Below are 12,428 nucleotides of genomic sequence, written 5' to 3'. Positions count from 1 at the left end.
CATGCGGGGCGATGTGTCGAGCGCCGTGCGACTTAGTCGAAGCGGCCGGTACGGGCCATCTCCATCAGGCGCGCGATGCGCTCCTCGGTCGCCGGGTGCGTGGAGAACAGGTTCTGCAGGCCGCCGCCGTGCAGCGGGTTCATGATCATCATTTGCGCGGTGGCCGGATGCGCCTCGGCCGCCTGGAACGGGATGCCGGCCGCATAGCGATGGATCTTGTCGAGCGCGGTGGCGAGCGACTGCGGATCGCCGGAGATCTGCGCGCCGCCGCGGTCGGCCTCGAACTCGCGCGCCCGCGAGATCGCCATCTGGATCAGCGCACCGGCGATCGGCGCGAGCAGCGCGACCGCAATCCCCGCGATCGGGTTGGCCGGACGGCCGTTTTCGTCGCGACCGCCGAAGAACATCGCGAAGTTGGCCAGCGCCGAAATCGCGCCCGCCATCGTCGCGGTGATCGTCGAGATCAGGATGTCGCGGTGCTTCACGTGCGCGAGCTCGTGCGCCATCACGCCGCGCATCTCGCGCTCGGACAGCACGCGCAGGATGCCCGTCGTCGCGGCGACTGCCGCGTGCTCAGGGTTGCGGCCCGTGGCGAACGCGTTCGGCGCGTCCTCGTTGATCAGGTAGACGCGCGGCATCGGCAGGTTCGCGCGCGTGGCGAGCTCGCGCACCATCCGGTAGAACTGCGGCGCCGTGTTCTCGTCGACTTCCTGCGCGTTGTACATGCGCAGCACCATCTTGTCGGAGAACCAGTATGAGAAGAAATTCATGCCGAGCGCGAACAGCAGCGCGATCGTCATGCCGCGCGAGCCACCGATCATGCCGCCGATCACGATGAACAGGGCCGTGATCGCGGCCATCAGCATCGCCGTTTTGACCCAATTGAACATACCCACTCCTTATCCGTCAGGGGACCCGCCGACATCACAGTGCGCGGCGGAAAATTGTAAGCTATTTGTTAGATAAGGTCTTGCCGGAAAAATTCAATTTCAGCGTTGCGTCGCCGCGAGCCGCAGCCCGAGGCCGACGAAGGCGCTGCCCACCGTGCGATCCAGCCATTTCCTGACGCCCGGCTTGCCGGAAAAGCGCTGCGTGATGCTACCCGCGACCCACGCGACGATGCAGCTCCAGACGGTGCTCATCACGAGGAACACCGACCCGAGGGCCAGGAACGCCAGCGCCTTGTGCGGGCTGTCGGCCGACACGAACTGCGGGAAGAACGACACGAAGAACAGCACGACCTTCGGATTCAGCACGTTGGTCCAGAAACCCTGCATGAACAGCTGGCGCAGCGGCTTCGCGGCCGTGGCCTGCACCGCCTCGGCGCCTGCCGGCGCGGCGGCCTGCTTCGCGAGGATCATGCGCACGCCGAGGTAGATCAGGTAAGCGGCACCGACCAGCTTGATCGCCGTGAACGCGGCGGCCGACGCCGCGAGCAGCGCGGTCAGGCCGAATGCGCACGCAAGCGTGTGCACGCAGCAGCCGGCCGAGATGCCGAGCGCCGACATCAGCCCCGCGCCGCGGCCCTGCGCGACGCTGCGGCCGACGATGTACGCCGTATCGGGGCCGGGCGTGACGTTCAGCAGGAAGACCGCGAGCACGAAGAAACCGAAATGGGTGATGCCAAGCATGAGAACCTCGAAACCGGAATGCGCAGGGAAATTCTACGCGCGCCTGCCGCGCCGCGCGACTCGGCCATCCGGCCGATTGCGCGCGGCCGCGATGCCGTGTCGAATGACGCTCAGGCCGCGTCAGGCAACGCGAAGCGCTGGCCCGCGGCGAGCGGCGAGCCGGCCAGGAATTCGCGCGCGGGCAGCCGCTTGCCGCCCGGTTTCTGCAGTTGCGTGACGCGCAGCGCGCCGCTGCCGCAGGCGACGACCACGCCCTCCGGCGCAGCCTCGACGATCGTGCCGGGCGCCATGTCGACCGTCGTGCCGCGCGCCGCCACCGGCTCGGCCGCCCACAGCTTGATGGCCGCGCCGTCGAGCGTGGCGACGCCGCCCGGGAACGGGTCGAACGCGCGCACCTGGCGCGCGAGCACGTCGGCCGGCTTGCGCCAGTCGAGCGCCGCTTCGTGCTTGCCGATCTTTTCCGCATAGGTCACACCGTCGGCCGGCTGCGGCGTGGCGGCCAGCGCGCCGTCGCGCTCGAGCCGCACCAGCGCATCGACGATCAGCCGCGCGCCGTCGGCGGCGAGCCGGTCGTGCAGCGTGGCGGTCGTGTCGTCGGACGCGATCGCGACGCGCGCTTCCTCGATCATCGCGCCGGTGTCGAGGCCGACGTCCATCTGCATCAGCGTGACGCCCGTCTCGGCGTCACCGGCCTCGATCGCGCGGTGGATCGGCGCGGCGCCGCGCCAGCGCGGCAGCAGCGACGCATGGATGTTGATGCAGCCGGCGCGCGGAATGTCGAGCACCTCCTGCGGCAGCAGCAGGCCGTATGCGGCGACCACCATCACGTCGTGCGGGGTCGCGCGCAGCAGCTCGATCGCGTCGGCCGCCTCCGCCGGGTACTTGCCCGCGCGGCGCAGCGACGGCGGCTGCGCGACGGGCATCCCGTGCTCGACGGCATAGCGCTTCACGGCGCTCGCCTGCAGTTTCATCCCGCGCCCGGCCGGGCGATCGGGCTGGGTGAGCACGAGCGGCACCGGAAAACCGGCCTCGTGGATCGCGGCGAGTGCGGCCGCGGCGAATTCCGGCGTGCCGGCAAAAATCACGCGCAACGTATGGGTCATGACAGCGTTCGGGATCGGGCTGGGCACACGCGCGTCACATCGCGCGTTCGAGTTTCTTCATCTTCGTCTTGATGCGGGTCTGCTTCAGCGGCGACAGATACTCGACGAACACGCGCCCCATCAGGTGATCCATCTCGTGCTGCACGCACACGGCCAGGAGGCCCTCGCAGTCGAGCTCGAAAGTCTCGCCGTGCTCGTTGAGCGCACGCACGCGCACGTGGTCGGGACGCTCGACTTCGTCGTAGATCCCGGGCACCGACAGGCAGCCCTCCTCGTAGACCTGTTTCACGTCGCTCGACCAGATGATCTCGGGGTTGATGAACGCGCGCAGCTCGTTCTTCTCCTCGGAGACGTCGATCACGATCACGCGCTCGTGCACGTCGACCTGCGTCGCCGCGAGGCCGATACCCGGCGCGGCGTACATGGTTTCGGCCATGTCGGCGACGAGCTTGCGGATCCGGTCGTCGACCTTGTCGACGGGCTTCGCGACCTTGTGCAGCCGCTTGTCGGGGTAATGAAGAATGTTCAGCAAAGCCATGGTGTTCGGTATTCGGTGGAGCGGCGCGCCGCATCGGCCATCCGGCCGGCTGGCGCCGCCGCCGGGATGCAATGAAGATGAGGCAGACGCGCGGCATATCAACGCCGCGGGTCATGCCTCCTGCAATTGGCCGGGCGCTCGTGCGCGCGGCCCTGTCGAGTATTTCGGATGATGAAAATTTTATCATGGCGCCACGCGCTCCGCTGGCCGCCGCGTTCGAGGGGAACCTCATGTCGCCGCAAGCGCTGACGACCTCCGCATTGCGCGCGTGGCTGCAGCTCGCGCATGCGCCGGGCATCCCACCCGCCGTGCTGCACGCGCTGCTCGACGCATTCGGCTCGCCGGCGGCGCTGCTCGCCGCGTCCGACCAAGCCATCGGCGCGGCGAGCAGCGCTGCCGCCGCGCGGGCGGTGCGCGCCAGCGAGCGGGACGACCTCGACGCATGCACCGACGCCGCGCTGGCATGGCTCGATACACCGGGCAACGCGATCGTCACGCTCAACGATCCCGTCTATCCGCCACGGCTGCGCGACCTGCACGATCCGCCGCCGCTGCTATATGTAAAGGGCAGGCTCGACCTGCTGCACGCACGCGGGCTCGCCGTGGTCGGCAGCCGCCATGCGACGCCGCAAGGGCTCGCCGACGCCACCCGCTTCGCCCATGCGCTGTCCGACGCGGGGCTCGCGATCGTCTCCGGCCTTGCGCTCGGCATCGACGGCGCCGCGCATCGCGGCGGGCTCGACGGCCGCACCGGCACGGTCGCGGTGATCGCGACGGGCGCCGATCTCGTGTATCCGGCGCGGCACCGCAAGCTTGCGCACGACATTGCCGCGCGCGGCGCGATCCTGTCCGAATGGCCGCTCGGCACGCCCGCGCGGGCGTCGCATTTCCCGCAGCGCAACCGGCTGATCGCCGCGCTCGCGCTCGGCGTGCTCGTCGTCGAAGCCGCGCCGCGCTCCGGCTCGCTGATCACCGCACGGCTCGCGAACGAGCTGGGCCGCGACGTGTTCGCGATGCCGGGCTCGATCCACGCGCCGCTCGCGCAGGGCTGCCACGCGCTGATCCGCGACGGCGCGAAGCTCGCCGCGACGCCGCTCGACGTGCTCGAGGAGTATGGGCTGGACCAACCGGCAGCGCACACCGCCCACGCCACGGCGAATTCGCGTACGCACCCCGATAACGGCGAAACAGCCGACACCGTGGGGCGACGCGCGGGCGAGCATGTCGGGAAACCGGCTTCCGCCGTTCCATCCACCGCATCGACCGGAAACGAAGGCGTGCCGCCCGACGACCCGGCCGAACGATCCGTGCTCGCCGCACTGGGATACGGCCCCGTTACTTACGAGTGGCTCGCCGAGCAGAGCGGCCTGTCGGATGACGTGCTGCATCGCGCGCTGCTCGCGCTCGAACTGGCCGGCCGCGTCGCGAGCGTGCCCGGCGGACGCTTCGCGCGGCTTGACGTGGCGCCCACTCCGCCCGCGTCCGGCGTGCTACAGTCCCCCGCATAGGGCGGCCCGTGCCGCCGACGCTACCCAAGGAATTCCATGCCCGCGCTGAATCTCGACACCGATGCCGATCGGATCGCCGAGCGCCTCGCCGATCCCGACACGCTGCTGGTCGCCTGCCTGTGCGCCGAGTGGTGCGGCACCTGCCGCGACTACCGGACGGCCTTCGACCAGCTCGCCGACACCCATCCCGACGCCTGCTTCGTGTGGATCGACATCGAAACCCATGCCGACCGGCTCGACGATCTCGACGTCGAGAATTTCCCGACGATCCTGATCGAGGACGCGAACACCGCGCGCTTCTTCGGCACGGTGCTGCCGCACGCGACGATCGTCGAACGGATGCTGTCCGACCTGAGCGCCGTGCCCGGCGCGCCGCACGCACCGAAATTGCGCAATATCCTGAACGTCGAGGCGTGAACCGCGCACCGGCCGGGCGGCTTTTCCGGGCTTTTCGCGCCGTTGCGCGTGCCGCCGCGCCGGGCGCGCTTGCCGCCGTTGCGCCCCCCCTCTATGATGAGCCGCTTTTTGCACGCCGAGCCGCCGTCGCTGCGGCGTGTGCTATAAAGCCGTCGTAAAAGGGACCCACGCCGGCGAACCCGGTCTACCAACACACATCTGTCATGTCCAAAGCTCTGATCATTGCGGAAAAGCCTTCTGTCGCGAACGACATCGCGCGCGCTTTGGGCGGCTTTACCAAGCATGACGAATACTTCGAGAGCGACGAATTCGTCCTGTCGTCCGCGGTCGGCCACCTGCTGGAAATCGCCGCCCCGGAAGAGTACGAGGTCAAGCGCGGGAAATGGAGCTTCGCTCATCTGCCCGTCATCCCCCCGCATTTCGACCTGAACCCGATCGCAAAAAGCGAGTCGCGCCTGAAAGTCCTGACCAAGCTGATGAAGCGCAAGGACGTCGACCGCCTGATCAACGCATGTGACGCGGGGCGCGAGGGCGAGCTGATTTTCCGCCTGATCGTGCAGCACGCGAAGGCGAAGCAGCCGGTCCAGCGCCTGTGGCTGCAGTCGATGACACCGCAGGCGATCCGCGACGGTTTCGCACACCTGCGCACCGACTCGGACATGCAGCCGCTCGCCGACGCCGCACGCTGCCGCTCGGAAGCCGACTGGCTCGTCGGGATCAACGGCACGCGCGCGATGACCGCGTTCAACAGCAAGGGCGGCGGCTTCTTCCTGACGACCGTCGGCCGCGTTCAGACGCCAACCTTGTCGATCGTCGTCGAACGTGAAGAGAAAATCCGCCGCTTCATCCCGCGCGACTACTGGGAAGTGAAGGCCGAGTTCGCATGCGCGGGCGGCTTCTACGAAGGCAAGTGGTTCGACCCGAAATTCAAGCGCGACGAATTCGATCCGGAAAAGCGCGACTCGCGCCTCTGGAGCCTGCCGGCCGCCGAAACGATCGTCGCCGCGTGCCGCGACCAGGTCGGCACCGTGTCCGAGGAATCGAAGCCGTCGACCCAGCTGTCGCCGCTGCTGTTCGACCTGACGAGCCTGCAGCGCGAAGCGAACAGCCGCTTCGGCTTCTCCGCGAAGAACACGCTCGGTCTCGCGCAGGCGCTGTATGAAAAGCATAAGGTACTGACGTACCCGCGTACCGACGCGCGCGCGCTGCCGGAAGACTACATTTCGACGGTGCAGTCCACGCTCGAGATGCTCAAGGAGAGCCACAACTACCTGCCGCACGCGAAGCAGGTGCTCGACAAGGGCTGGGTGAAGCCGAACAAGCGGATCTTCGACAACTCGAAGATCAGCGACCACTTCGCCATCATCCCGACGCTGCAGGCGCCGAAGTCGCTGTCCGAGCCGGAGCAGAAGCTGTACGACATGGTCGTGAAGCGCTTCCTCGCGGTGTTCTTCCCGGCGGCCGAGTTCCGCGTCACGACGCGGATCACCGAAGTCGCCGGCCATCACTTCAAGACCGAAGGCAAGGTGCTCGTCGAGCCGGGCTGGCTGCAGGTGTACGGCCGCGACGCCGAAGGCGCGGACGCGAACCTCGTGCCGGTGCAGAAGGACGAGAAGGTGAAGACGGACGAGATCGCCGCCGTCGCGCTCGTGACGAAACCACCCGCACGCTACTCGGAAGCGACGCTGCTGTCGGCGATGGAAGGCGCGGGCAAGCTCGTCGAGGACGACGAGCTGCGCGAGGCGATGGCCGCGAAGGGCCTCGGCACGCCGGCGACGCGCGCGGCGATCATCGAAGGCCTGCTCGGCGAGAAGTATCTCGTGCGCGAAGGCCGCGAGCTGATCCCGACCGCGAAGGCATTCCAGCTGATGACGCTGCTGCGCGGGCTCGGCGTGAAGGAACTGACCGCGCCCGAACTCACCGGCGAATGGGAATACAAGCTGTCGCAGATGGAGCGCGGCAACCTCGGGCGCGACGCGTTCATGCAGGAAATCGCCCGCATGACGCAGCAGATCGTCAAGCGCGCGAAGGAATACGATTCCGACACGATCCCCGGCGATTATGCGACGCTCGAGACGCCGTGCCCGAACTGCGGCGGCCAGGTGAAGGAAAACTACCGCCGCTTCGCATGCACGAAGTGCGAGTTCTCGATCTCGAAGATTCCGGGCAGCCGGCAGTTCGAGATCGCGGAAGTCGAGGAGCTGCTGCGGGAAAAAACCATCGGTCCGCTGTCCGGCTTCCGCAGCAAGATGGGCCGTCCGTTCTCGGCGATCCTGAAGCTCTCGTTCGACGACGAAACGAAGAACTACAAGCTCGAGTTCGACTTCGGCCAGGACCAGGGCGGCGAGGAAGGCGAAGCGCCCGACTTCTCCGCGCAGGAACCGGTCGGCGCATGCCCGAAATGCAAGGGCCGCGTGTTCGAGCACGGGATGAGCTATGTGTGCGAGCACTCGGTCGCGAATCCGAAGACCTGCGACTTCCGTTCGGGCAAGGTGATCCTGCAGCAGGAAATCACGCGCGAGCAGATGGCGAAACTGCTGGCCGACGGCCGCACGGATCTGCTGCCGAACTTCAAGTCGTCGCGCACGGGCCGCAACTTCAAGGCATTCCTCGTGAAGCAGCCGGACGGCAAGATCGGTTTCGAGTTCGAGAAGAAGGAACCGAAGGCCGCGGCCGCGAAGAAGACGGCAAAATCGGCGACGAAGGATGCCGAAACCGTGACGGAAGGCGCCGACGAGAAACCGGCACCGGCGCGCAAGACCGCCGCCCGCAAGACGACGGCGCGCAAGACGGGCTCCTGACGCACCGGGCGCCGGGGTTTCCCCGGCCCGTAGTAAGCCGGTGAAGCGGCGACAAAAAAACGCGGATCGATCGCTCGATCCGCGTTTTTTCTTGGTGCCTGCTGCCGGCCGTGCCGGTGCGCGGCCGCCGCGCCTTTACAGCGGCGACGGCACCGCGACGCGCGCGCGCGGCGAGCGCGCGAGCCGCGGCTGCAGGTTCGGGTCGGTCGATTCGGGCGGCTCGGCACGCATCTCGACGCCGATCGGCGCAGGCGCCGCGCTCTGTGCGGCCCACTGTTCGCCCATCATTGCGTCGGTCGAGTGGCTGAAATATTCGACGAGATGGTCGATGAACGTGCGCACCTTCGCGGGCAGGTGGCGCCGGCTCGGATACGCGATGTTGATCTCGACCTGCGGCAGCCGGAATTCCGGCAGCAGCCGGACCAGCGCGCCGCGCGCGATGTCGCTGCCGATCAGGTAGCTGGGCAGGATCGCGACGCCCATCCCGAGCAGCGCGAACTGGCGCAGCATCGCGGTATTGTTCGCGACGATCACGTTGGTCGGGCGCACGCGCACTTCGCCGTCCGGCCCGGTGAACACGCGCTCGTCGCCCCAGTATTCGGTCGGCAGGCTCAGCGCCGGGTGTTCGGCGAGATGCTCCGGATGGGTCGGCACGCCGTGCTTTTCCAGGTAGCTCGGCGTCGCGCACACGGTCATGCAGCCCGTGGTCAGCCGACGCGTGACGATGCTCGCGCTGCGCATCTGGCGCGTGACGACGATGCCGACGTCGAAACCTTCCTCGACGAGATCGACCTGGCGGTCGACCAGCGTCAGATCCGGCACCACTTTCGGGAAATTCTCGGTGTACGACTGCAGGACGGGCGCAAGGTTGTGCAGGCCGAACACGACCGGCGCGACGATGCGCAACGTGCCGACCGGCTCGTGATTGCGCGCGACGACCATCTGTTCGACATCCTCGAGCTCATCGAGAATCTGGCGCGCCCGCTCCAGATAGACCTGGCCCGACTCCGTCAGCGAAAGGCTGCGCGTGGTGCGGTTCAGCAGGCGCGTGCCGAGCCGGCCTTCCAGATCGGCGACGTGACGCGTCGCGACCGCGTTGGAAATATCCATTGCACTCGCGGCCCGCGCGAAACTGCCGAGATCCGCAACCTTGACGAACACGCGCATCGACTGCAAATGATCCATAACGACTCCTGCCGCTGTTACAACTTCAAAAAGTTGAAGCAAATGCGTAATTCTCCTACGACAGCGGAAATGATGCAGAGTTGCTCAACAAGGGCCGCCTTGACGATAAAAATAGTCAAAAATCCTCACTGATCGCGAATGGATGATCCAATTATTCTGATTGAAGCAACAATTGGGTGAACCTCGTCGAGGAAACGTCCGAATCAGGAAGGACGTATTTGACGCGACACGGCAGCGCACCCCCGACTCACCCGACGGGAGCGGCGCCGGTCAGGCCGCCGCCGATTGCGGCGGAGCGTAACAACCTGTTAAAAAGACACCACGACGTGCGCCGACGTAGCATCATGTCGGCCCCGGCCGGGCGGGACGGGTGCGCGACCTGCGCCGCCGCCGCTGCCGCTTCCAACGCGCGACTCCCGCTGACCATGAAAATTGCCATCCTCGACGACTACCAGGACGCCGTCCGCAAGCTGAACTGCTTCGAGATGCTCGCCGAGCACGACGTGAAGGTCTTCAACAACACGGTACGCGGCCTGGGGCAACTCGCGAGCCGCCTGGCGGAAGTCGAGGCGCTCGTGCTGATTCGCGAGCGCACGCCGATTTCGTCGCAACTGCTCGCCAAGCTGCCGAACCTGCGCATGATCAGCCAGACCGGCCGCATCTCGAGCCACATCGACCTCGAAGCGTGTACCGATCGCGGCATCGCGGTGCTCGAAGGCACGGGTTCGCCGGTCGCGCCCGCCGAGCTGACCTGGGCGCTCGTGATGGCCGCCCAGCGCCGCATTCCGCAATACGTCGCGAACCTGAAGCAGGGTGCGTGGCAACAGTCGGGCCTGAAGACGTCGGCGCTGCCGCCGAACTTCGGCCTCGGCCAGGTGCTGCGCGGCCAGACGCTCGGCATCTGGGGCTATGGCAAGATCGGCCGGCTGGTCGCCGGCTACGGCAAGGCGTTCGGGATGAACGTGCTGATCTGGGGCCGCGAGCATTCGCTCGAGGCCGCGCGCGCCGACGGCTACACGGCCGCCGAGAGCCGCGAAGCGCTGTTCGAGCAGAGCGACGTGCTGTCGCTGCACCTGCGCATGCACGACGACACGCGCGGAATCGTCAAGCAGGAAGACCTGATGCGGATGAAACCGACGTCGCTGCTCGTCAACACGAGCCGTGCCGAGCTGCTCGAGGAAAACGCGCTCGTCAACGCGCTGACGCACAACCGTCCGGGGATGGTCGCGATCGACGTGTTCGAGAGCGAGCCGATCCTGCAGGGCTACAGCCTGCTGCGAATGGAAAACGTGATCTGCACGCCGCACATCGGCTACGTCGAGCGCGAAAGCTACGAGCTCTATTTCAGCGCGGCGTTCAAGAACATCCTCGCGTTCGACCAGGGCGATATGTCGAGCGTCGTCAATCCGGAAGCGCTGACGCCGCGCCGCGTGCGCTGACGGACTCCGAGCGGTGCCGACCGGCACGGGTCGCGCTCGCCGCGCGGCTCTGCTGCCGGGCTTCCCGCCTTCCCCGCCTTCAGGCGGCCACGCGGCCGCCCGTCATCGCGTCGACGCGCGTGAGGAAATGCTCGCCGTCGCGCCGTCCGAGGTCGTACGCATGCCGCATCTGCGACGGACTCGTGTAATCCCAGCTCGAAATCGGCACCTTGCTCGACGGCTGTACATACAGCCGCCGCTGGTCGCCGTGCGCGACCGTGAACATCTGCGGGCGCGGATACAGCCGCGTGACGAGCACCAGCGCGTCGCCCGGCGACGCGTCGAGCGCGTCGACCGGCACGTTGTCGACCATCCCGCCGTCGAGTACCGGTCGGCCGCCGCGGCGCAGCACCGGCGTGAACGGCGGCGTGCACGACGACTGCAGGATCAGGTCGGCGAGTTCCTCGACACTCGCGCACGCCTGCGCGCGCACGAACTCGGGCCGGAAACCGAGCGTGCGCCCGAGCGTCGGGTGCAGCGTCTTGCGCAGGTACTTTTCGATGTTGTATGCGACGAGGCCCGCGGCGACCGCGCTGCGCGCGCCGAGCCAGCGCGGCACGTGCGACACGCCGATGCGGATCTCCGGCGCGTCGGCGAGCCGCGCGAACGGCTCGCCGTAGATGTCGAGCAGCGCCTGACGGTAGATCCGGTAATGCGGAAACACCGGCTCGCGGCCGAACAGGTTGCCCCAGTACGCGTTCTTGCGGTTGTGGCGCAGCGCTTCCTCGTAATAGCGCATCACCCACGCGGCGTCGCGTGTATACAGCATGCAGGCGGTCGCCGCGCCGGCCGAGATCCCCGCGATCACGCGCGGGCGCAGGCCGAGCGCCGGCTGCGCGACGTCCCAGAAGCCGGCCTGCCACCAGCAGCGATTGCCGCCGCCCGCGAAGACGATCTGGTCGAACATCGCGCCGCTCAGCTGACGAGCGCGTAGGTCGACGTCGCGTGAACGGCCATCTTGCCGTCCTCGTCGAACAGCTCGACTTCGCCGAATACCAGGTTGCGGCCCATCCGCAGCACGCGCGCGGTGACAAGCACGTCGCCCTTGCGCACCGGACGCATGAAGTTCGTGTTCAGCGAGACGGTGGTCATCGGCCGGAACTCGCCGAGCGCGGCCGAGATCGCGATGACCATCGCGGTGTCGGCGGCGGCCGTGAACACCTGGCCGCAAATGACGCCGCCCGAATGACGGAATTCGCCGGAAAACGGCAGGCGCATCGTGACGCTGTCGTCGCCGATCGATACGGGGACCAGACCGAGCGAGCGGACCCACGGGGCCAGCAGGCGATCCAGCAATTCGCGGACTGCGTTTTCGTCCATCTTCGAATGTCCAGAAAACGTTGCGCGACCGCCGCGCAACGGGTGTGGACGTCATCATACCGGGAGCGCGCCAACTGCGATGGCTCATCACCGCGGCGACGGCCGCCGTCGCCGCCACGAAATATTTTGAGGAAATTCGCAGAAAGGGCTTGCCAAGTCCGAAATACACGGGCATAATCTTTCTTCTGTTGGGGGCGTTAGCTCAGTTGGTAGAGCAGCGGACTCTTAATCCGTAGGTCGAGTGTTCGAGTCACTCACGCCCCACCAGGAATTCCAAAGGCCGGTCAGCGCAAGCTGACCGGCCTTTTTCCATTTCCGGCGCCGCCCGGCCTCGGCCCCTCCTCGCGACAGGCAATCACATTGATGCCTCGCCCAGGTACTTTCCGCTAGAATCGTCCGACAAAATATCACACGACCGGGACGGCGATTGCCGTATCGCCGCCGGCA

Annotated in this window: 11 protein-coding genes and 1 tRNA gene; 5 read left to right on the top strand and 7 right to left on the bottom strand. The window is 67.2% G+C overall.

Annotated elements, in window-relative coordinates; genetic code table 11:
* Positions 1-32: 32 nt before the first annotated feature.
* From htpX to def, 4 genes are all read right to left on the bottom strand, one after another.
* A complete protein-coding gene (gene htpX, locus NQV17_RS22585) occupies positions 33-890 on the bottom strand; it encodes a zinc metalloprotease HtpX (RefSeq protein ID WP_006485774.1) in 858 nt (285 codons plus the stop codon).
* A gap of 99 nt (positions 891-989) precedes the next feature.
* A complete protein-coding gene (locus NQV17_RS22580; protein ID WP_257773950.1) occupies positions 990-1,631 on the bottom strand; it encodes a LysE family translocator in 642 nt (213 codons plus the stop codon).
* A 110-nt stretch (positions 1,632-1,741) separates the two neighbouring features.
* Positions 1,742-2,734, bottom strand: coding sequence for a methionyl-tRNA formyltransferase (gene fmt, locus NQV17_RS22575; protein WP_257773949.1), 993 nt, complete (start codon positions 2,732-2,734; stop codon positions 1,742-1,744).
* Positions 2,735-2,768: 34 nt separating this feature from the next.
* Positions 2,769-3,272, bottom strand: a complete 504-nt coding sequence (gene def, locus NQV17_RS22570) for a peptide deformylase (protein WP_057924826.1) — start codon at positions 3,270-3,272, stop codon at positions 2,769-2,771.
* A 185-nt stretch (positions 3,273-3,457) separates the two neighbouring features.
* On the opposite strand from def, the gene dprA reads away from it, so the two are divergent.
* The 3 genes from dprA to NQV17_RS22555 all read left to right on the top strand — a co-directional run bounded on the left by dprA (position 3,458) and on the right by NQV17_RS22555 (position 7,998).
* A complete protein-coding gene (gene dprA, locus NQV17_RS22565; protein ID WP_257773948.1) occupies positions 3,458-4,780 on the top strand; it encodes a DNA-processing protein DprA in 1,323 nt (440 codons plus the stop codon).
* 36 nt (positions 4,781-4,816) lie between these two features.
* Positions 4,817-5,197 carry a thioredoxin family protein gene (locus NQV17_RS22560; protein ID WP_257773947.1) on the top strand — a complete coding sequence of 127 codons (381 nt, stop codon included), beginning with the start codon at positions 4,817-4,819 and terminating at the stop codon, positions 5,195-5,197.
* Between the two features lie 203 nt (positions 5,198-5,400).
* The gene (locus NQV17_RS22555) at positions 5,401-7,998 is read left to right on the top strand and encodes a DNA topoisomerase III (protein WP_044847346.1); all 2,598 of its coding nucleotides are present in this window, start codon (positions 5,401-5,403) and stop codon (positions 7,996-7,998) included.
* 135 nt (positions 7,999-8,133) lie between these two features.
* On the opposite strand, the gene NQV17_RS22550 is transcribed toward NQV17_RS22555, so the two are convergent.
* Positions 8,134-9,183, bottom strand: coding sequence for a LysR family transcriptional regulator (locus NQV17_RS22550; protein WP_257773945.1), 1,050 nt, complete (start codon positions 9,181-9,183; stop codon positions 8,134-8,136).
* 425 nt (positions 9,184-9,608) lie between these two features.
* Here NQV17_RS22550 and NQV17_RS22545 point away from each other — a divergent pair, with 425 nt between their 5' ends.
* Entirely contained in the window at positions 9,609-10,622 is a 1,014-nt protein-coding gene (locus NQV17_RS22545) for a D-2-hydroxyacid dehydrogenase family protein (RefSeq protein WP_257773944.1), read from the top strand.
* Positions 10,623-10,701: 79 nt separating this feature from the next.
* On the opposite strand, the gene NQV17_RS22540 is transcribed toward NQV17_RS22545, so the two are convergent.
* Together NQV17_RS22540 and NQV17_RS22535 are read right to left on the bottom strand one after the other, a co-directional pair.
* Positions 10,702-11,568: a patatin-like phospholipase family protein gene (locus tag NQV17_RS22540; protein WP_257773943.1), complete on the bottom strand. Its 867-nt coding sequence runs from the start codon at positions 11,566-11,568 to the stop codon at positions 10,702-10,704.
* A gap of 8 nt (positions 11,569-11,576) precedes the next feature.
* Positions 11,577-11,981: a PaaI family thioesterase gene (locus tag NQV17_RS22535; RefSeq protein ID WP_257773942.1), complete on the bottom strand. Its 405-nt coding sequence runs from the start codon at positions 11,979-11,981 to the stop codon at positions 11,577-11,579.
* A 191-nt stretch (positions 11,982-12,172) separates the two neighbouring features.
* Between NQV17_RS22535 and NQV17_RS22530 the strand changes: the two genes are divergently transcribed.
* Positions 12,173-12,248 (top strand) — tRNA-Lys (locus NQV17_RS22530).
* The last annotated feature ends 180 nt before the right edge of the window (positions 12,249-12,428 follow it).

The organism is Burkholderia sp. SCN-KJ (genome assembly GCF_024656005.1).
Taxonomy (GTDB): Bacteria; Pseudomonadota; Gammaproteobacteria; order Burkholderiales; family Burkholderiaceae; genus Burkholderia.
Note: the sequence above shows the minus strand (reverse complement) of the source record. Positions and strands in the feature narration are given on the sequence as shown.